Raw genomic sequence first — 21,079 nt, forward strand, 5'->3', positions numbered from 1 at the left:
TGTAAAAACTAAAGATATCCAGTAATTAACAGCCGTACTATTGAATATCTTTATAATTTTGTATATCATGTTTTTAGTTGATAAGTGAATAATCATGAGCTTCGTCATTGCAACTTTCTATCACTTTGTAGAACTCTCTAATTATTATGACATGAAAGACGAAATAAAAACTGCATGCGACAACATTGAATTAAAGGGTACTATACTCCTTGCAGAAGAGGGTATTAATGCAACCGTATCTGGTGAAAGAAACGCGATTGATAAAATATTCGATTTTCTACGTTCTGATTATAGGCTAAGGGACCTTACATGGAAAGAGAGTGCAGCAGAATATCAACCATTTAGCAAGATGAAGGTAAAATTAAAAAGAGAGATTGTGAATCTTGGTGTAGGCAATCTTGATATTTCCCTTAAGGGTAAATATGTTGATCCAGAGCATTGGGATGATTTTACTTCTCAACCTGACGTTTTAGTAATAGATACACGAAATGAGTATGAAGTGAAATTAGGCAAGTTTAAGAATGCAATTAATCCACACACACAATGTTTCCGTGAGTTTCCTCAGTGGACAGAGTCATTTTCTGAGAGTAAAGACCTGAAAGTGGCTATGTACTGCACTGGTGGGATTAGATGCGAAAAATCTACAGCATATATGAAAAGCCTTGGATTTAGTGATGTTTACCATCTTAAAGGCGGCATTCTTTCTTACCTTGAAAAAACTGATAATAAAAATGGTAATTGGAAAGGAGAATGTTTTGTTTTTGATGATAGAATTGCTGTTGATAACTCACTTACTCCAAGCAACACAATAAAATGCATATTCTGCTCAAATCAAGTTTCAACTGATAAACTGAAATCAGTTCCACGTGGCCAAGTGGTTTGTTTCAACTGTAAACTTTAGCATTAGAAAAAAGCTCCTGTACTAGAATTTAACACGGATCTTCAACAACTCCTTCGTGGTTGCATATTGTTTAATTCAGTGCTTTCAAGATATGTACTCACAGCATAACCCACCCCAGCTCCGAGTAACGCGCCAACCACAGCAGATGCAATAAACGCTGCAACAGAAACACCAACAGGAGTTAAAGCAGCAGCCCCTAAACAATATGCTGCAACTAGACCAATAACTAAACCAACTGTTGCTCCACAAATATAGTATTTGCTACTGCTTTTAAGTTTTTCTTGCGAGTTTGATACCTCATCCTGCAATTTTACGTTTGCACCTTTACCGCTAATCTTGTAACCAATTATATTAAGTGAAGGAAGATTTTTTTTGAGTTTATCTAATTCTTTTGCAACTTCATTGCTAATCTTGCAACCAATTAAATTGAGTAAAGTAAGATTTGTAAGTTTGGTTAATTCTTTTGCAACTTCAACACCAATATTGCACCCAGCTAAATGAAGTGAAGTAAGATTTGTAAGTTTGGTTAATTCTTTTGCAACTCCAACACTAATCTTGCACTTACCTAAATCAAGTGAAGTAAGATTTGTAAGTTTGGTTAATTCTTTTGCATCTTTAACACTAATCTTGTGCCCAGCTAAATTAAGTGAAGTAAGATTTGTGAACTTAGCTGATTCTCCTGCAGCTTCAACACTAATCTTGCACTTACCTAAATGAAGTGAAGTAAGATTTTTGAGCTCAGCTAATTCTTTTACAATTTCAACACTAATCTTGCACTCAGTTAAATCAAGTCTTGTGATATTTGGTATGCCTACTAACTTACTTACATCCGTGTAATCTAACCTACATAAAGCTGGAGTGTCGCCCTGTGTGTAAAATATCATTTATCCCACCGCATTATTAGAGTATATTTTAACTTTACCTAATATTTCAATAAAAGTCTACTTCTTACCCTTAATCAACTCTAAAGCCTTCTCCAGATCTATACTCTCAATATCTGCACTCTTGCCCAAAGCAACGTTTGTTTTACCGCATTTTATATAGAATCCGTACCTACCGTTGCAGATAAAAACTTCTTTTCCCTTTTCATTAACCCCGAGAGATTTTAACTCTTTGCGTGGACTGTTTGCAATAATTTGTACAGCTTCGCTCAATTCTGTATTCAGCACCTCTTTGGAGCTTTTCTTAAGAGAAAAGTATCTACCATCATAGAAAATATAGTACCCAAATCGCCCAAGGCCTATTTTTACTTCCTTTCCGGTTTCAGGGTGTTCTCCGATTACTTTTGGCAAGGAAAGTAACTGAGTAGCGGTGCTCAGATCAATCTCATTAACATTTATATCTTTTGGTATGGAAACCGTTTTTTTCTTTTTTAACTCGTTATTAAACTCCAGATAAAGTCCAAAAGGACCCTTTTTGATCATCACTTCTTGGTTTGTTATATCATCTATACCTAAACTTTTTGGATATTCTGAATTGTCGTTACTGCCCGTAATTTCTTTTGTATGGTTGCATTCAGGATAGTTAGAACATCCAAGGAACACCCCGGCTTTTCCAAAGTTCAATTTCAATATGCCACCTAAGCAAGCAGGACATTTCGTATTCACCTCTTTTTTTCCTTCTTCTGAACAAAACCAATCGATTACCAAATCGTGAATGCCGCTGAAAACTTCATCATGCGTCATTTGCTTAACAGAGTTTACATGACCAAAAAATGGCACCCAAAAGTGGCCTAATTCTTTTTTCCAATCTGCATGTCCATTTGAAATTAAATCAAGCTTTTCTTCCATTTGTGCTGTGAAATCATACTCTACACAACGCTGAAAAAAAGTTTCTAAAAATATAGTAACGATTTTACCACGACTGCTTGGAATAAACCTTTTGCTATCCAATGAAACGTACTCACGATCTTGTAATACCGAAATAATTGTTGCATAAGTTGATGGTCGACCTATACCGATTTCTTCCATTTTTTTTACGATACTTGCTTCACTATAACGAGGTGGCGGTTGAGTGAAATGTTGTTTTGGCTCAACTGAAATCAGCTTGCATGCTTCCCCTTCCTTCATGGCAGGTAGCAGGCCTTCATTTTCGGCTTCCATGTTATCTTGATAGACTCTATAAAAACCATCAAAGAATATACTCGACCCACTTGCTCGCAGAACTACTTTTTGATCAGTAGAACTAATTTCAACTACCACTTGATCAAGGATCGCCGACTCCATTTGACTTGCAATGGTCCTTTTCCAGATTAAATCGTACAATTTAAATTGCTCTGGCGTTAAGTAATCCTTAATACTACCCGGCGTTCTATTGATATCAGTTGGACGAATTGCTTCATGTGCTTCTTGAGCATTTTTGACCTTTTTTACATATTTACGAGGAGACTGCGGTAAATATTTATCACCATATAATGACTTAATTGACCCTCTAATTGAGTTTATAGCCTCATCTGCAATATGAAACCCATCTGTACGCATGTAAGTTATCAACCCTACAGTTTCACCACCAATATCGATACCTTCATATAAATTTTGCGCTATGCGCATAACACTTTTCACATTAAAATACAGTTTATTCACTGCATCTTGCTGAAGACTTGAAGTAATAAACGGAGGAAGTGGGTTTCTCTTAACTTGCTTGCGTTCTACTGTGCTTACAGCATATTGCCTTGACTCAATCTCCCTGACTAAGTTCTTTGCTTCTTCTTCATTCTTAATATCAAATTTTTCTAGCTTTTTATTGTCATAGTGGCTTAGCATAGCAAAAAAAGCCTCATCTTTGCTATTTTGCATTTCTGCCTTTATGCTCCAATACTCCTGTGTTATAAATTTACTAATTTCATCTTCTCGTTCGCATATAATCTTTAATGCAACAGACTGCACGCGTCCTGCAGACTTGCTCCCCGACAATTTTGTCCACAGCAGTGGTGACAAACTAAACCCAACTAGATAATCCAAAGCTCTACGTGCTTGTTGTGCACGCACTAAATCCATATTTATTTCACGTGGATTTTTTATAGCCTCTTGTACTGCTCTTTTTGTTATCTCATTAAAGACTACTCTATAAATGTTGTTTTCATTACTGATTGCTTTCTTTTCTTTTAATGTCTCTATCACATGCCAAGCCATTGCTTCCCCTTCTCTGTCTGGGTCTGTTGCAAGATATATATCTGATGTTTTGCTTGCGGCTTTTACTAGCTCTTTTATATATTTTTCTGCTTTTTCAATGGTTTCATACTTTATAGCAAAATCATTATCCGGATCGACAGAGCCGTTTTTTGCTGGAAGATCCCTCACATGTCCAAAGGATGCAGCTACTTTGAACTCTTTACTCAAATATTTACCTATTGTCTTTGCTTTCGCAGGTGATTCAACTATTAATAATGCCATATTGTTAATTATTTTAGTACTTAAAGATAATATGTTGAGAAATATACGATGAAAAGTAAAAAAATATTTTAATAGGTCTTGTGAATTTTACACAGTAGGTTGTTCATGGTTTCCAGAAAACCCTTGGACGTTGCTATTTTCAAGTGACTTTGAAGGCTGATTACAATAGTATATGATCGCAGCAGCAACCAGACAACAAGCTCCAACCACTATTCCCACCGCTAACATTTCTAAGTGAACTGCAATAGCTACTCCTAAAGCAACTCCAGCCACTGCCAGTACAGAGGCAGTTACAATAGGCAGTTTGCTCCTCTTTTCACTTCGTGAACTTGGTTGTATATTATTGTTCTGGATGTCATTTTCTTGATCTGAAACTAGTATTTTAGTACTGCCACTTTCAGAAGCTATGCTACTAGAGTTACCGTTGGTTGTTAAAAATTCTGGTTGTGTACTTTGTTGATTACCATTACTTTCGAGTTCTGAAGAAGCCTCACTATTACTTGCACCTATGTGTTTAATAATGCCAGTTATTTCACTTACAGGCTGAGGAACTTGCTCATCAACACTAGAAGAACAAGCTTGATCAATGTTTTGATCATCAGGGCTCTCGCTTGATAGGTTATTCTCTATAACCTTTGCAAACGCTCTTACTTTCAATGTAGGAGCATGCCTTTCTGCAAAATTTTCAAAATCTACGAAGTTAATTAGAGTGATTCCTCCATTTCCTAACTCTTTTCTAAAGTCATCTTTGTGAACTTTAAAAAAGTTTTCTATACCAGCAAATATCATTGCTTGAAAATCACGCCTATAATGCGTTGATAAAGCATCAATTAGCGGCTCATGATTGTGCAGAAAAATTTCTTTTTTTATTTCGTTAGCTTTATTAATTAGAGTATAAGCATATTCTGGATATTGCCTTTGTAAGCTTTTTTGGTTATCAAACTTACTGCATATATCTTCATTTTTTTCCCATATACTTACTAATGTACTAGTGTCACTTTCCTTCAAAAAGTCATGTAGTAACTTATCTTCCTCCTCAAGTTTTTCGTATTCACCTAGGCACCTATTCCAATATTCTGACATTTCCCTTGTAAAATTAGAATTATGTTGTACTAGATATTCTGGCTTTTGTGCATTGGAACCTTGTAACTTAATTTCATGTGCTATCAGAAACTCCGCTGCACTTTTGTGTTTCTTTTCAACAGCCAAATGCAAAGGAGTTTTGCCATCTGCGTTTTGTAAATTAACATCAGCCTCTGCTGCTAATAGAGCATTCACTGTATCTGTATGGCCATTCACAGTAGCCCAATGTAAAGGAGTTTTGCCACGCGCGTTTTGTAAATTAACATCAGCCTCTGCTGCTAATAGAGCATTCACTGCATCCGTATGGCCATTTTCAGCAGCCAAATGTAAAGGAGTCCATCCATTTTCACTCTTCGTATTAACACTAGCTTTACTTGCTATTAGAACTTCTACTATCTTTTTATGGTCATTTGCAATAACCCAATGTAAAAGAGCCCATCCATAATTCCATAAACCATCACTCGTATTAATATTAAATTCTTCTGCCTCCAATAGAGCATTTACTGCTTTTGTATGGCCATTTTTAATAGCCAAACGTAAAGGAGTTTCTCCATTATCATCTATTGCATCAATATCAGCCCCTTTTGCTAATAAAGCATTTATTGCACCCGTATGGCCTGTTTCAGCAGCCCTATGCAAAGAAGTTTGTTCCTTCTTACTTTTTGCATTAATATTAACCCCCGCCCCCGCTTTTATTAGAGCATTTACTACCTCCTTGTGACCAATTTTGGCAGCCCAATATAAAGGGGTCAGTCCATTCATATCTTTCGTATTAACATCAGCTCCATTTGATATCAGAGCTTCTACTACCTTTTTGCAGCCATCCCTAGTAGCCAAATATAACAATGTAAGTTTAAAAGAGGCAAGACCTGTATATAGGGTGAATTTATAATTTATGTTAAATCTATCATTTTTCCAATCCTGGAATGTACTTAAATCTATCCTCTGTAACCTCTCTTTTATCTTTTCGATTATGTTACTCTGATTTAAATCACCATCAGCATTTACTGCACTTAATATTTTTATCCACTGTTCATATTTCATAACTTTTCTCTACTAAACACTATACAAGCGTTTTATCCAGTATTTCAGCAACTGTCAATTTTGCTAACAAATCACGTAAAAATTTGTAGAAAACACTGGACTCCGTAGCATTACAAAAAATCCAATTATTTTCTTGCATTACTCTCTGTCATTCTGTTGCTCCTTTCTTGTCATCCCGCCGCGAACCGTCATACTGCCGCGGTATCTTAGCATAGATCCCGCTAACAAGCAGCGGGATGACGAGCTTATCGTCACGCCGCCACGAACCGTCATGCCGCCGCGGTATCTCTTAGAGGTTGTCCGGAAACAAGTAAATTCAAGCATATTCCCTCTTTAACATAACCCTACTCATAGCTAGGTATATGAAATTCTCAGTGGATGTTGTGAGTAAATCATACTCCTTCGATAGCCTTCTATTCCTATTAACCCAAGCAAAAGTCCTTTCTACAACCCATCTTCTTGGCTGTACTTTAAACCCTTGTTCTCTTGTTGGTAGTAGCTCAGGTGGCGTATCTTTGTGCACCCAAAATCTACATGGAGGCCTTGTAACAATTTCAATATCTATGTCATATTCTTCCTTTATGTGATTCTTTGAATTTCTTCCTTGGTATCCCATGTCAGCCCACATTTTTTTAACTTTAGTATATTTTGTTCTCATATTGTTTAATGCTATTTTAATACCATCTCTATCATTTTCGTTAGCAGCGCCTACGTAACAACCTAGTATAAAACCCTGAGTGTCTGTAATTATATGCCTTTTTCTACCCTTTACTTTTTTACTTCCATCATAGCCTTTGATCCCCCCTTTTCTGTAGTCTTTACAGATTGACTATCTACTATACAGGCACTCGGCTGCTCATTCCTTCCTATTTTTCTTCTACTATATTTTGTAATTTCATAATTCATTTTCTCAAAAATTCCCTGCTTCTTCCATTGCCTGAACTGCTCATACACAGTCTTCCATAGCGGAAAATCATTTGGTAAATACCGCCATTGACACCCTGTACGCAATACATAGAAAATTGCTTCTAATATTTCTCTTTTGCTATACTTTGGCGGCCTTCCTCCTTTCTTGTATGATACTCTGAAGTGTTTTTCTATTCTTGCCCATTCCCTTTCGCTTAGATCTGTTGGATACTTTTTTCTCATCTTTACCCCGTACTAAAATTTCAGATATTATAGCCTTTTACTTGTTTCCGGACAACCTCTGATACCAATTCTCATTGTTGTCCAGTCAAATAGGAAACATTGCAGAGTTGTTTAATTGTGGAGCTGGCAAGAGAAGTAATAAATTTGCACAAAGCACCCTCAAGTAGAGCAATTGTATCGTATATTTTATTGCGCAAAATGTTCTGTTTTATATATAACCAAAGCCTCTCAACAGGATTTAGCTCAGGTGAGTATGGAGGTAGGTATATAATGTCGATATTTTTAGGTACCTTTAAATTTTTTGACCTATGCCAACTAGCACAGTCCATAACGAGAAAAGCCTCTCGTGTTTCTAGATATTGCGAAATTTGCTCAAGAAATATGTTCATGCAATCAGTGTTGACATTTGGTGCAAATAAGCTAGAACTCTCTCCATTTCTAGGATTAACTGCACTATAGAGATAGAAATTTTGCCTACCTAATTTTGTTTTAACCTGTGTTCTAATCCCCTTTTTAAACCACCCATGTCCAACTTTTGAATGTGTGCCAAACCGTGATTCATCAAAGAAAAATAGCTCTTTTTCTGGATACTTGCTAATAGCTCCATTGAGATTTTTTTTTGAATTCCTCTTGTTTGCTTTTATCTTGTCCATTATGAACTGGTCTTGGTGTAATATATGAGAATTTCATCTTTTGCATATGGCGGTGTACTGTAGATTTGCTGATATTTAATCCGAACTTTTCCTGGATTCTTATTCTCATTTCTTTAATGGTGATATTAGGATTTTCTTCTATCCACTCTTCAATTTGCTGTAGTTGAGCCTGATTTAATTTAGTTTTTCTACGACGTTGTGAAGGAGCAAACAGTTTTTCTTCTCTGCCAATTTTCAAGAGTTTTACCCACGAAGTTAGTGCGCTTCTTGAAATGCAATATATTTTTGCTACAGCCGTTATACTGTACTTTTTTGCTGCAATTACAGCATTTAGTTTTTTTGAAACATATGCATTATTCATTACTTTCTTCAGCATTTCTTTTGCTGATTCTACTACTTTTTCATCCAATAATTTTGATCTTAATGCCATTTAAACCTCGCTATTTTACTTACTTCAGTATGGCTTTTCTTCCATCATTGTCCATCTGTTTGCCCTGTAATGGGAATTGGTATAAGTTTCCTGGATCCAAGTAGTCAAGCTACTCGGATGACACCCTTTTGGATGGAGACCAGTGTCAGCTACTTTCATGACATCATCCTTTTTTTTGGATTCCAGACTGGAATGACAGCAGTCCTACGTCATACCGCGATTCATTCGCGGTATCTCTAGATCCCGCTAACAAGCAGCGGGATGACGGTTGTCGTTTAGCTACAAATATTAAGAAATTTACCAAACGAAAAAAAAGGCAAAAGAAGCCCCGTGGTGGTTGGCTATTTACTATGTACTAAAATATCGGCGTTTTTTTTATTCTAAAACGCTTGATTAAGAGCGATTTAGCTGCTTTTAACTTGCAACTAACCTACACCGCAAGTGTTTAAGAAATTTACTAAGCAGGAAAAAAGGCAAAGAAACCCCGTAGTAGCTAGCATTCAAATTCTCCCTTGTCAATTTGACGTTTTTTGCTGTCTTAAACGCTTTGTAAGCTCGTTTCGGCTTATATAGGTAAAAACCTAAAAATTTTTAAAGACATGCGATGGACGTAGTGCGAAAAATTAAACATGAGACGCCAAATACCCTAAGTTTTTTGTCATTAACCTGCACAGATTGCGAAGATAAATAAATAGCTTCAGTTTCGTGATAAGGGGGCTGGCGGAGTTTGTCAAGTAGGTTTTTTCGTTTCTATTGTAATGACAGTTATGGCCTGTGCAAGAAATCTATTGATTTACAGCAGGTTCTTTGTTACAGTTCGTAGTTATGCAAAGAAACTTAAAGCCTCATGAGTTTATTTACAGCCAGTGATTTACATAATTTGGAGCTGTATAGCTGAGTATTGTATATGATAACATTGATAACAAACGATGATGGCTTTGGAAGTGAAGGAATAAAATTACTCAAAGAGGTTGCACGGAATTTTGCGTCAGAAATATGGATAGTGGCACCAGATACTGATAGAAGCGGAGCTGCAAGATCTCTTGATTATCCAGTGAAACAATCTATTGGAATAAAACAACATAGTGAAAGGGAATTTAGTGTGTCTGGTACTCCTGCAGACTGTGTCATTATTGCGCTAAATAAAGTTATGAATAAAAAACCAGACTTAATATTGTCCGGAGTAAATATTGGATCAAATGTCGGGGACGATATTTGTTATTCAGGAACAATTGGTGCTGTAATGGAAGGTGCTGCAAGGTCTATACCTTCTATTGCACTGAGCCAAGTTTATCATGATAAAATAGACTGGCACAATACAAAGGTTTTTGCACCAAAGGTTATTGCCAAGCTCGTTAAGGTTGGTTGGCCTAAAAACATAGTGATGAGTGTAAATTTTCCTGCTACAGAAAAAGTAAAAGGAGTAGAATTTGCTGAACAAGGTGAATATAACATTGATGGGGATTTAATTTTTACTGAAAATTCGAATGGCTCTTTTAGCTTAAATTGGTCTCGAGAGCACTCAGGCAGTGGTAGTGTAAATAAAATAAAAGAAGGATTTATTACTATCACACCAGTAAAATTAGATTTTACAGATTATGATACATTGAATGCTATGAAAAATTCTTGTGCAGACGAATTTTCTTCTATAGCTGACTGAGAAAAACATTTGCATTGCTCCTAATTAGATGTTTTCTATTGTGTTATCGCGAGCAATTATTTTTTCTTCACCTGTATCCATGTTTTTAATCTTTAAAGTTTTACTACTCAATTCTTCATCGCCAAAAATTAAAGCAACTTTAGCATTTGCTTGATTTGCTTTTTTCATTCGGGTTTTAAGCGCTCCGCTATATTCATAGATCACATACAAATCATTTCTGCGCAATTCATTTGCAAGTGTTAGGGCATATTCTTCAGCCTCTCTACCGATTGGAATTAGGTAAATAGGTCGCTCTTCTTTCGGAGAATAATTGATTAACTCCATTATGCGTTCAATACCTCCTGCAAATCCTATTGCTGAAGTGTGTTTTCCACCCACTGAAGATACTAAATTATCGTATCTTCCACCGGCAAAAACTGCCCCTTGTGCGCCTAAATCCTCTGTAACAAACTCAAACACTGTGTGGCAATAATAATCCAAACCTCGAACTAGTTTATTGTTTACGGTATAAGGTATATCAAGAATTGTTAATCCATTTAGTATTTGTTCAAAGAAATCTGAGGACCCTTTCGTATAATAATTGCTGATTTTAGGCGCATCAGAAATTATTGATTTATCTTTCTCATCCTTGGAATCCAGTATTCTGAGTGGGTTTTTGATCAACCTATTTTTGCTATCTTCTGATAGATCATTTTGATACTTTGTAAAGTATAAGATCAAAGCTTCTCTATACTTAGTTATTGTTTCACCATCACCTAAAGAGTTGATTTCCAGCTTTACATTTTTATTGATGCCAAATTCAGTTAGTAAGTGCTGAACGAGTGATATCAATTCAATATCAGCTTTTGGATCTTCTATGCCAAAAACCTCAAAATTTATCTGATGAAATTGCCTTTGTCTTCCCTTTTGCGGCCTTTCATAGCGAAATGCAGGTCCTGTTGAGAATAATTTTATCGGTGTTTGCAGTTTTTTTTCAATGAGTAGCCTAACAATCGCTGCAGTGAACTCAGGACGTAAAGTTATGCTCTTTCCCCCTTTATCATTGAAGCTATACATCTCTTTAGTGATGATATCTGAGCTATCACCTAAGGTTTTTGTAAAAACCTCCGTGTATTCAAATATTGGAGTTTGGGCGGGCAAAAAGCCGTATAGACTTGAGATTCTATTTGCTGTTTGCTGAATGTATTTAAACTTGTACCATTCATCAAACAGGAGATCTTTTGTTCCTCTAACCGTTTGATTAGTCATAGTGTGGTCTCTATACCCGCAACCTCTGGTATGTGGTAGCTCAGCATATTCTGCACTCCTTGCTTGAGGGTAATTGCAGCACTTGGGCATCCAGAGCAGGCTCCTTGCAGCTCAACATAAACTATTCCATCTTTATAGCCACGGAATTTGATATCACCACCGTCTTGAGCAACTGCAGGTTTGATATAACTTTCCATCAATTCTTTTATTCTATTTACAATTTCTATATCATTTTCATCGAAAAATTCCTCATCTGATATATTATTATCATTCACTCCTTCTTTATCTAGCGCTTTTCCACCTGAAGTAAAGTGATCCATGATTGTAGTTAAAATTTCTACTTTTAGTGTATCCGAATTAATTCCACCCAATTTTGTTACTGAAATAAAATCATGACCAAAAAACACTCTTACCACATGTTCTATTTGAAAAAGATTTGCTGCTAACTTGGAGTTTTTTATTTCATCTGCATTTGAAAAATCAGCCGTTTCTCCTTCGTTTAGAATTGCAAATCCAGGAAGGAATTTTAGCGTATTTGGGTTTGGTGTTTCTTCAATCTGGATGAACATGTTATTTACCATGACAATTATAATTGTTACTATTTAATCATAAAATGATAAAAAAATATACATGTCATTCATCTTTTTTCTTTTTTTAGTATTCATAGTAATTACATTTGTCTTGCCTAGCGTTGTTGTATTTTTTCTTTTCCTGACAAAAAAAAATAACATAAGTTTCATGATGAACTCTATATTGAGTAAGTTTTTGAACGAATTTAATAGCAGTAGAAGTTATACTGAAAATTACACTGGTGACAACATATCCAAAGATGAAGCATTAAAGATACTGGGGCTGAATCCTGAGGCAAGTCAAAATGAAATCAATAAAGCATATCAAAATTTAATGAAGTTAGTTCATCCAGATAAGGGAGGCTCGGAATATTTTGCACAAAAGTTAAACGCGGCACGTGATAGGTTGCTGAAGAGGTAATTAATATTGCTTTAAAGTTTTTATTTGTGCATAAAGGATAAGCTGCTACAATAAAACGAGTTAAAGGTAGAGAAAGCTTTAAGTTATGCAAGATGATACTAAAAAAAAAACAACGATAGAAGAAGAAAAAGGCATATTAGGGTGGATAGAATATAGACTGCCTATATTTTCTTTTCTAAAACACACCGCTTCTTATCAAGTACCAAAAAACTTAAATTATGCTTGGAACTTTGGCTCTTTGGCTGGTATAGCGCTAATTTTACAAATAATAACAGGTATATTTCTTGCTATGCACTACACTCCGCATGTTGATTATGCGTTTAATAGTGTAGAGCGCATAATGCGGGATGTGAATTACGGGTGGTTAATACGCTACACTCACGCTGTTGGAGCATCGCTCTTCTTTATGGTAGTCTATGTTCATATAATGCGTGGATTATATTACGGATCTTATAAAAGACCGAGAGAGATGGTGTGGTTTATTGGAATATTTATATTTTTTGCAATGATGGCAACTGCCTTTATGGGATATGTATTGCCTTGGGGACAAATGAGTTTCTGGGGTGCAACAGTTATAACCAACTTATTTTCTGCTATACCTTTAATTGGCAATAAAATAGTTATATGGTTATGGGGTGGTTTTTCAGTGGATAACCCAACACTTAACCGTTTTTTCGCTCTGCATTATCTTCTGCCTTTTGTTATTATTGCTTTAGCTATGCTTCATGTGATAGCTCTGCATAGGTTTGGCTCTGGTAACCCAAGTGGAGTGGAGGTAAAATCAGATAAGGATACCATCCCTCTCTATCCTTATTATATAGTCAAGGATTGCATAACTTTTGGTCTGTTTTTTGTAGTTTTGTTCGCATTTGTTTTCTATGCTCCCAATTATCTTGGGCATCCAGACAATTATATAGAAGCTGACTCTATGGTAACTCCGGTACACATAGTGCCAGAGTGGTATTTTTTACCTTTTTATGCAATGCTACGTTCAATTCCAGATAAACTTACTGGTGTGCTTACCATGTTTGCGTCTATTTTAGTGTGGTTTTTGTTACCTTGGCTTGATAAATCAAAAGTTAAAAGTGGTGCTTATCGCCCGGTGTTTAAGAAATTTTTTTGGGTTTTTGCAATAAATTTTGTACTTCTTGCCTGGCTTGGAGGACAAGAGGTAAAAGAGCCTTACATCACTATGAGTAGGCTATCTACTCTTTATTACTTTGCATACTTTGTGATAGTTTTACCACTGCTTAGTAAGTATGAAAAGCCAAAAGAACCACCAAAAACCTTAAGTGATTCTGTGCCGGAGATGAGGTGATGTCAATTCAAAGCAGATCTCTTACAAAATTCTCTGTCATCCCAGAACTCTCTTCTGTCATCCCAGAGCCCTCTTTTGTCATCCCAGTGCTTGACACTGGGATCCAGAAAAAAAATAAATGGATTCCAGCATCATGTACACAATTGTATGAACGTTGTATACAACACACAGTGTCATTCCACTATCTTCCGTTGTCATCCCAGTGCTTGACACTAGGATCCAGGTATAAAAATACTTACAAATCATGCAATGGACAACAGATTCTAGGAGTGCGCGATAACCATAATGTCAGTGATGAAATAAGCTGGATTCCAGTGTCAGCTACTTGCATGACATCAATTCGAAATTTACTAAAACAGTGGTTATGCATGGGATCTAATGTATTTGCAATCTTCTGCATGTTATTTCTATCTAGTCTTATATCTGCAGAAGAATTTAAATCATCACCAAATAAGAAAATAGACTGGAAATTTGATGGAATTGTCGGATCTTTCGATAGAGAGTCAATTCAGCGTGGCTATAAAGTGTATAAAGAAGTCTGTGCTGCTTGTCATTCAATGAATAGGGTAGCATTTCGTAATTTGCAAGATGTTGGTTTTTCTGAAGAAGATGTAAAACAGATTGCAGCTTCTTATCAAGTTAAAGATGGCCCAAATGATTTGGGTGAAATGTTCGATAGACCTGGAATACCTTCGGATTATTTTATTGCACCTTTTGATACAAAAGAAGCAGCTGCAGCAAGCAACAATGGTGCAGTCCCACCAGACTTATCATTAATTATTAAAGCAAGGCATGATGGTGCAAATTATGTCTATTCATTGTTAACAGGCTATCAAAACGGCGAACACGATGAAAATGATTTATATTTTAATTCGTATTTTCCAACAGGCAGATTAGCTATGGCGCCACCACTTTCTGAAGAAATGGTGGAATATGATGGTGCAAGGCAAGCCACAGTTGAAAATATGGCGTATGATGTGATAAATTTTTTACAATGGGCAGCAGAGCCAGAATTAGAGCGCCGGCATAAACTTGGATTAAAAGTAGTGGCGTATTTTATAATTTTAACAGTGTTTTTTGTATTAACTAACAACAAAGTTTGGAGCAAGCTCTATAAAAAGAAGTGATAGTCAATTTTGCCTCAAGCACAATGGTTGTCATCCAAGTAGCTAACACTGGTTCCTTTATGACAGTGTCATCCGAGTAGCTGACACTGGGATAGCTTTGTCGCATCGTACCTTATACGGTAATAATTTACGATAAATTCATGTAGCCATTTCGAATTTAGCCATACCAATGTCAGTAAATTTATTAAGCAAATAGCACTTAATGAGCAGTTCTTTTTCACGATTTAGAGGTTGTCCACAAACCAGTAAATCAAGCATATTCCCTACTTAACATAACTTTACTCATAGCCAGATATATGAAACTTTCAGTAGATGTTGTAAGTAAATCGTACTCCTTTGATAGCCTTCTATTTCTATTGATCCAAGCAAAAGTCCTCTCTACCACCCACCTTCTCGGCTGTACTGAAAATCCAGGATCCCGTTGTGGCAATAGTTCTAGTGGTGTATCTTTATGCACCCAAAACTTACATGGAGGCCTTTTGACAATTTCAATATCTATCCCATATTCTCTCTTTACGTAATCCTTTAAATCTTTTCCTTGGTATCCCATATCAGCCCACATTTTCTTAATATTGCTGTATTTTTCCTTCATATTGTCCAATGCCATCTTCACCCCATCTCTGTCATTTTCGCTTGCAGCTCCTACATAGCAACCAAGCACAAATCCTTGAGTATCTGTGATTATATGTCTTTTTCTCCCCTTTACCTTTTTCGCACCATCATAACCTTTGCCCCCCCTTTTTCCGTGGTTTTTACCGATTGACTGTCCACTATGCATGCGCTCGGCTTCCCATTTTTGACCTACTATATTTAGTGATATCATAGTTCATTTTCTCAAAAATTCCCTGCTTTTTCCATCTTCTAAACTGTTCATGCACAGCCTTCCACGGCGGAAAATCGTGTGGTAAATAGCGCCATTGACATCCTGTGCGCAGTATATAAAGAATTGCATTTACTATCTCACACTTACTGTATTTTGGTGGCCTTCCTCCTTTCTTGTACGATACTCTGAAGTGTTTTTCTATTCTTGCCCATTCCCTTTTACTTAAATCTGTTGGATATTTTTTCCTCATCTCTTACCTCAATATTCTTTCTTTATATACTACGTATTCCTTGGTTTGTGGACAACCTCTAGTAGCTCTTTTCATAGAAGTCCGGATGTGATAAGGATAGATAATGATAAGGAGGTTGAATGCCAGCAGCATATAGTTATGATTTAAGAAAAAAAGCAATGGAGGCGCTAGACGAAGGAGAAAGCAGAGAAGCAGTGGCAGCAAGATTTAAGATTGGACGAACTACTTTATGGGAGTGGCAGCACTGTAGGCTTGACCATAAATTATGTTAAGATAGAAAATGACTATTTTAGATAGAGCTTGATGTAATGCAGTGCGATACAAAATAACGGTAGAATATAATGGTAGTAATTTCTCTGGTTGGCAAAAACAGCAACACTCTGCTAACTCAATCCAGGAGAAGATAGAAAATGCTATATTTAATTTTAGTGGTGAGAAAGTTACTTTGTACTGTGGTGGCAGGACTGATGCAGGAGTTCATGCTTTAGGACAAGTTGCTCATTTTGATATGGAAAAGGAATTTGAGCTTTATAGAATAAGGAATGCAATAAACTATCATTTAAAATCAATTCCTATAGTCGTGCTTAATGCAGAAGTTGTAGATGATGCGTTTCACGCACGGTTTTCAGCAAAAAAAAGATATTACGAATATAGAATAGTTAATCGCTATGCTCCTGCCGCTCTGGAGACGGGTTATGTATGGCAAGTGTTTAGCCCACTTGATGTAAATATTATGCGTGAAGCTGCTAAACATCTACTTGGAAAACATGACCTTTCAAGTTTCCGTTCAAAAGATTGTCAAGCCGCAAATCCGATAAGAACAATTGATGATATCGATATAATACAAAATGGGAATCATATACACATCAAAATATCTGCTATTTCCTTTTTACATAACCAAGTGAGGATTATTGTGGGTACTTTAGTTGAATTTGGAAAAAATAGAACCAATCCGCAAGAAATGCTAAATATATTAAACCAATGCAAAAGAAGTGCCGCTGGAGTTACTGCACCACCTTTTGGCTTATATTTGGTAAAGATAGATTACTAATTTAATAAAAGCTAGTGAAATAAGTGCCATACCGCCACGGTATCTCCAGATTCCGCTAACAAGCAGCGAGATGACGAGTTTAAGTTCTCATTGGCATTACTACATATAATGCACTTGAATCGTCTTCATCAGTGATAATTGTAGCACTATTACCATCGGCTAAGCTAAACTTACATTTATTTTTTATGCAGGATAGAACATCAAGTAAATAACGCGAGTTGAACCCTATTTCTATAGGGGCTTCATTGTAGTCCACTTCTATGGATTCAGTTGCATCACTGCACTCTTGGGAGTTTGAATGCAGAGTTAGCAGCTTTTCTTGTAGTGAGAATTTAATAGATTTTACTTTATCAGATACAACAACGGAAACTCGATCTATAACGTCTGAAAGTTTTTTACTTTCAATAATCATATGCTTATCTTGAGATGCTGGAATAACTGCTTTATAATTTGGAAAAGTTCCATCTATTAATTTTGATATTAGAATATATTCACCGCATGTAAACTTGATTTTTCTGTCTGAGAGTTTTACTTTAATTTCATTACAATCGTCCAATATTTTTAACAGCTCCATAACAGTTTTACGTGGAATGATCACACCAAATTCGCCATTGATGTTCCCAGGCTTTGGCCTCTTTATACATGATAAACGATGGCCATCAGTTGCAACGCAGTACAGAAATTGCTCATCTGTATGTAGATATATTCCATTTAAATTATACCTTGTATCATCTAGTGATACAGCAAATTTTGTTTTAGTTAATAAGTCTATCAGGTCTGTATTTAGTAGAGTACAATCATGTTTATAATTGTCTTCTTCAAGAGCAGGAAAGCTGCTTGAAACTACATTCGGTAAAGAAAAGTTTGCATTTCCGCAAGACATCAATAATTTTCCTTGGTTGTTTACTTCAAAATTGACATCCAAATCAGCGGGTAACTTCTTCACTATGTCATGTAAAGTATGCGCTGAAATTTTTACTTCTCCTTCTGTTAATACGGTTGCAGCAAGTGAGGCAAACATTGAAATGTCAAGATCAGTTGCCATTAATTTTATGCTGCCGTGTTGTGCTTTGATATTTATACACGCCAAAACATCTATTGCATTACGCCTTTCAACCACTCCACTTACTCTGGATAATGTATTTAAAAGACTTGTGCGGCTCACGCTAAAACGCATCTGCTCGCACACAGAATTTTGCTTTTTGATTTCTGTATCTACACCTGCAACCTCTGACATTGCTAACTCTCAAAAATATATTTTAAATGATATCCACATCCCATATAAAGTAAAGTGCTATTTATCGAAAGGGCAGTCTGTTTTATACTACAACTGGAAAATTACCTATTCTGTTACAATAATTTACTTTGTATGGCATAAATCATGCATTTTTTGATACGCTTTTTGAAAACCAAGTAGGGAATAAGTATCATCAATGGTCACTGTTTTTGTTTTTCCATTAACTACCATTGATAATCCCTGCTTCATTTTTAGAATGAGATCTTGATCTATTTTTGTATGCTCTGCCCACGCAAAACTTCCCTGTATTATGGGCAGTGTATATTTAATTTTTTTGTCGATATTGAGAGCTACAGGCTCCTTATCATACTGAAAACCAGAGGTAACGCTTACCTCATCTGCTTTTTTATCAACATAACTAACCATTACATACGGCTTGCGATTGGTTGTATAATATTCGCTTTTTTTTTTAGGATAGGATACAATATAACATACTTTCTCTCCATCTTCCAATGCAGTATACACGAGCCAATCTTTATATTTTTCCTTCAATTGTACATCACTAACCGATGCAAAAGCGCCTATCGAAAAAAATATTAGAAATATAAAAAAACTACGCATGCAAACCAAATTTCAAACTTTCAGATTGTATATATTGTTTTACCTTAGCCATCGCCTGCTCAGCCAACTGCCTTATTCTTTCTCTTGAAACACAATATTTTTTACTAAGTTCATCCAGAGTTTGAATGTTTTCAGACAAATATCTACTGATAAAAATGTCTCTTGCCCTTTCGTTGAGGCTCGCTAGTGCATTGTTTAAAATTGTTTCTTTTAATTCTTTTTCTTCATGATTCTGATAGGTTACTTCTTGACTAACCAAGTTACATGGGATCATATCTTGTAGCTCCCTTTTAGAGTCATCACCTATTTTTATGCAATCGTTTAGCGACTGATCCTTACAAGCCATACGGTAATTCATCTGCAGAACGTCTCCTTCGGATACAGAAAGCTCATTAGATATTGCTTTTATTTCTTCATTATTTAAGGTTTCCCTGTTTGTATACTGTAAAATTCTTTTTTTTATTTTACGTAAACTAAAAAACAATCTTCTTTGTGCTTGCGTTGTGCCTATTTTCACAAACGACCAAGATTTCAATATAAAGTCTTTTATTGAAGCTTCAATCCACCACACCGCATAAGTTGAAAAACGAAACCCTAAATCAGGATTAAACTTTTTCACTGCATGCATTAAACCCATATTTCCTTCCATTACCAGGTCCATCAACAATAGTCCATAATTTTTGAATTTCATTGCAATTTTCACTACCAAATTCAAATGGCTGGTAATCAATTTATGAGCAGAAGAAACATCCTTATATTGGTTCCAATTTTTTGCTAATCGTACCTCTTCCTCTTGAGACAGCATAGGAAATTTTTGCACCCTAGCAATATATTGCATGAGATTGGTTCTGCTATCGACACATAAGTTTGCCATTGAGGTCAACATAACAACTTAAATTAAAACTTCATGCATATAATATATTGATTTTCCAGCAAAAATTCAAGCTTTGATTTGAAAAAAGTAAAAATTTTCCATCTAATTTCTTGGAGACAGTAGGCCGCAGTGTTAGCTAATTGGATAACATCATGTAACTTTAGATGATATTCTACCAGTACAATGGTAAACGTTATAGCTTAAACACATAGCAAATAGTGTTATTCCAGTGCCTTGACACTGGAATCCACATTTCTTTTTTCTAGATCCCAGTGTCATGCTACTTGGATGACAAGAAAAAACCCACTGGGATAACAAGATTGAGATAGACTAGAAATTAAACGCTACTCCAGCTTCTGCACCAACAGTGCTGTAAAGAACTTTGAGTTCCCCTTTGCCGTCTTTGTCAGTTTTATCAAAGTTAGCACCATAAGAACCGAAATAGCGAGCTCCAGCGTAAAGTTTGACTTCTGGAGTTACATCGTAACTAACACCAGCTCTTGCTTGACCAGCAAAAGCAAATTTATCATTTTGACTACTCACAGCAGTTGCCAAAGGTGTGCTAATATACGCTGCACCAACGCCAACACCAATATATGGAGTGATAGGCATATCTTCAATTGCTATATCGTAATAAACGTTAACTAGTCCTGAAATTGCTGTTAAACTGTCTGCAATAGTATCTGGCGTAAATTTTGCATCTGTAACATCATTTTTGTTTAGGTATGAATAAACTCCTTCAACATCAACCCTGATGTCGTCCATTTTGTAACCAAACGCACCACCACCAGCTATAAAAGACGCTTTTAATGGACTGTAATTACTATTGCCTTTCTTATAGGTAATACCATCAACTTTTGTGAAAAGAGGTAAAATTTCACCGTTGTATTGCAAACGAACGTAGTAGCTAGTTTCTTCATCACTTATTGGACCAACAGGATCTGAAAAAGCAGAGTTTGATAAACTTAGCAACGTTGCTAAAGCGGCTGCTGAAAAAAACTTTTTATAATGCATAATTGTCCTCGTAAAAAAAATTAAAATTCCACTTTAGCAGTCTAAGTAACAACTAAAGTTAAGTCAAGTGCTAACTTAATAACACAAAATATCCTACATTTTAACTAATTTTTAGGAGAAGACAAAGATTTTATTAATGAATAAATAGAGTTACACGACTTTTTTACTCTTGATTTTTTGGTATAGCTAACATAGGTAAGATTTACTATCGAAA

18 protein-coding genes and 2 pseudogenes are annotated in these 21,079 nt (G+C 35.9%); 7 read left to right on the forward strand and 13 right to left on the reverse strand.

Annotation, left to right across the window (positions count from 1 at the left end):
• The first annotated feature begins 94 nt into the window (after nt 1-94).
• Nucleotides 95-901 carry a rhodanese-related sulfurtransferase gene (locus ABWU31_RS00430; RefSeq protein ID WP_338976822.1) on the forward strand — a complete coding sequence of 269 codons (807 nt, stop codon included), beginning with the start codon at nt 95-97 and terminating at the stop codon, nt 899-901.
• Between the two features lie 41 nt (nt 902-942).
• Here ABWU31_RS00430 and ABWU31_RS00435 read toward each other — a convergent pair whose 3' ends face one another.
• The 6 genes from ABWU31_RS00435 to ABWU31_RS00460 form a co-directional block, all read right to left on the reverse strand.
• Nucleotides 943-1,785 carry a leucine-rich repeat domain-containing protein gene (locus tag ABWU31_RS00435; RefSeq protein ID WP_353271238.1) on the reverse strand — a complete coding sequence of 281 codons (843 nt, stop codon included), beginning with the start codon at nt 1,783-1,785 and terminating at the stop codon, nt 943-945.
• A 57-nt stretch (nt 1,786-1,842) separates the two neighbouring features.
• The gene (gene topA, locus ABWU31_RS00440; RefSeq protein WP_077188609.1) at nt 1,843-4,293 is read right to left on the reverse strand and encodes a type I DNA topoisomerase; all 2,451 of its coding nucleotides are present in this window, start codon (nt 4,291-4,293) and stop codon (nt 1,843-1,845) included.
• An 87-nt stretch (nt 4,294-4,380) separates the two neighbouring features.
• Nucleotides 4,381-6,420 carry an ankyrin repeat domain-containing protein gene (locus ABWU31_RS00445; protein ID WP_353271239.1) on the reverse strand — a complete coding sequence of 680 codons (2,040 nt, stop codon included), beginning with the start codon at nt 6,418-6,420 and terminating at the stop codon, nt 4,381-4,383.
• Nucleotides 6,421-6,736: 316 nt separating this feature from the next.
• A protein-coding gene (locus ABWU31_RS00450) for an IS5-like element ISWpi1 family transposase (RefSeq protein ID WP_353271062.1) occupies nt 6,737-7,569 on the reverse strand; the annotation gives its coding sequence in 2 pieces (ribosomal slippage) (nt 6,737-7,200 and nt 7,200-7,569; 834 coding nt in all).
• A gap of 71 nt (nt 7,570-7,640) precedes the next feature.
• A protein-coding gene (locus ABWU31_RS00455) for an IS630 family transposase (protein ID WP_353271144.1) occupies nt 7,641-8,652 on the reverse strand; the annotation gives its coding sequence in 2 pieces (ribosomal slippage) (nt 7,641-8,189 and nt 8,191-8,652; 1,011 coding nt in all).
• Nucleotides 8,653-8,676: 24 nt separating this feature from the next.
• On the reverse strand, nt 8,677-8,811 hold the full coding sequence (locus ABWU31_RS00460; RefSeq protein WP_353271240.1) for a hypothetical protein: 135 nt from the start codon (nt 8,809-8,811) through the stop codon (nt 8,677-8,679).
• Between the two features lie 748 nt (nt 8,812-9,559).
• On the opposite strand from ABWU31_RS00460, the gene surE reads away from it, so the two are divergent.
• On the forward strand, nt 9,560-10,312 hold the full coding sequence (gene surE / locus ABWU31_RS00465; protein WP_353271241.1) for a 5'/3'-nucleotidase SurE: 753 nt from the start codon (nt 9,560-9,562) through the stop codon (nt 10,310-10,312).
• A 24-nt stretch (nt 10,313-10,336) separates the two neighbouring features.
• On the opposite strand, the gene hisS is transcribed toward surE, so the two are convergent.
• Both hisS and ABWU31_RS00475 read right to left on the reverse strand, forming a co-directional pair.
• Nucleotides 10,337-11,560, reverse strand: coding sequence for a histidine--tRNA ligase (hisS, locus tag ABWU31_RS00470; protein ID WP_077188193.1), 1,224 nt, complete (start codon nt 11,558-11,560; stop codon nt 10,337-10,339).
• Nucleotides 11,557-12,129 carry a NifU family protein gene (locus ABWU31_RS00475; protein ID WP_338482826.1) on the reverse strand — a complete coding sequence of 191 codons (573 nt, stop codon included), beginning with the start codon at nt 12,127-12,129 and terminating at the stop codon, nt 11,557-11,559. The genes hisS and ABWU31_RS00475 overlap by 4 nt, the downstream gene beginning before the upstream one ends.
• A gap of 169 nt (nt 12,130-12,298) precedes the next feature.
• Between ABWU31_RS00475 and ABWU31_RS00480 the strand changes: the two genes are divergently transcribed.
• The 3 genes from ABWU31_RS00480 (at nt 12,299) to ABWU31_RS00490 (ending at nt 14,995) form a co-directional block, all read left to right on the forward strand.
• Nucleotides 12,299-12,550 (forward strand): J domain-containing protein, encoded by a 252-nt coding sequence (locus ABWU31_RS00480; RefSeq protein WP_236514981.1) that lies wholly within the window; start codon nt 12,299-12,301, stop codon nt 12,548-12,550.
• An 85-nt stretch (nt 12,551-12,635) separates the two neighbouring features.
• Nucleotides 12,636-13,868: a cytochrome b gene (locus ABWU31_RS00485; protein ID WP_264337924.1), complete on the forward strand. Its 1,233-nt coding sequence runs from the start codon at nt 12,636-12,638 to the stop codon at nt 13,866-13,868.
• 368 nt (nt 13,869-14,236) lie between these two features.
• Nucleotides 14,237-14,995 (forward strand): cytochrome c1, encoded by a 759-nt coding sequence (locus ABWU31_RS00490; RefSeq protein WP_338482827.1) that lies wholly within the window; start codon nt 14,237-14,239, stop codon nt 14,993-14,995.
• A gap of 250 nt (nt 14,996-15,245) precedes the next feature.
• Here ABWU31_RS00490 and ABWU31_RS00495 read toward each other — a convergent pair.
• Nucleotides 15,246-16,068, reverse strand: a pseudogene (locus tag ABWU31_RS00495) (IS5 family transposase).
• Nucleotides 16,069-16,187: 119 nt separating this feature from the next.
• Between ABWU31_RS00495 and ABWU31_RS00500 the strand changes: the two are divergent.
• Both ABWU31_RS00500 and truA read left to right on the forward strand, forming a co-directional pair.
• Nucleotides 16,188-16,310, forward strand: a pseudogene (locus ABWU31_RS00500) (IS630 transposase-related protein); the annotation flags it as partial.
• Nucleotides 16,311-16,381: 71 nt separating this feature from the next.
• Nucleotides 16,382-17,119, forward strand: a complete 738-nt coding sequence (gene truA / locus ABWU31_RS00505) for a tRNA pseudouridine(38-40) synthase TruA (protein WP_010963021.1) — start codon at nt 16,382-16,384, stop codon at nt 17,117-17,119.
• 79 nt (nt 17,120-17,198) lie between these two features.
• Here the strand turns inward: truA and dnaN are convergent, their stop codons facing one another.
• The 4 genes from dnaN to ABWU31_RS00525 form a co-directional block, all read right to left on the reverse strand.
• Entirely contained in the window at nt 17,199-18,356 is a 1,158-nt protein-coding gene (dnaN, locus tag ABWU31_RS00510; protein WP_236514700.1) for a DNA polymerase III subunit beta, read from the reverse strand.
• 123 nt (nt 18,357-18,479) lie between these two features.
• Nucleotides 18,480-18,977 (reverse strand): invasion associated locus B family protein, encoded by a 498-nt coding sequence (locus ABWU31_RS00515; protein WP_006279310.1) that lies wholly within the window; start codon nt 18,975-18,977, stop codon nt 18,480-18,482.
• Nucleotides 18,970-19,863: an RNA polymerase factor sigma-32 gene (locus ABWU31_RS00520; protein ID WP_010963019.1), complete on the reverse strand. Its 894-nt coding sequence runs from the start codon at nt 19,861-19,863 to the stop codon at nt 18,970-18,972. Before ABWU31_RS00520 ends, ABWU31_RS00515 begins: the two co-directional genes overlap by 8 nt.
• Nucleotides 19,864-20,181: 318 nt before the next feature.
• Nucleotides 20,182-20,865, reverse strand: coding sequence for a P44/Msp2 family outer membrane protein (locus ABWU31_RS00525; RefSeq protein ID WP_353271242.1), 684 nt, complete (start codon nt 20,863-20,865; stop codon nt 20,182-20,184).
• Between the last annotated feature and the right edge of the window lie 214 nt (nt 20,866-21,079).

The organism is Wolbachia endosymbiont (group A) of Alloplasta piceator, from assembly GCF_964028505.1.
Lineage (GTDB): Bacteria > Pseudomonadota > Alphaproteobacteria > Rickettsiales > Anaplasmataceae > Wolbachia > Wolbachia pipientis.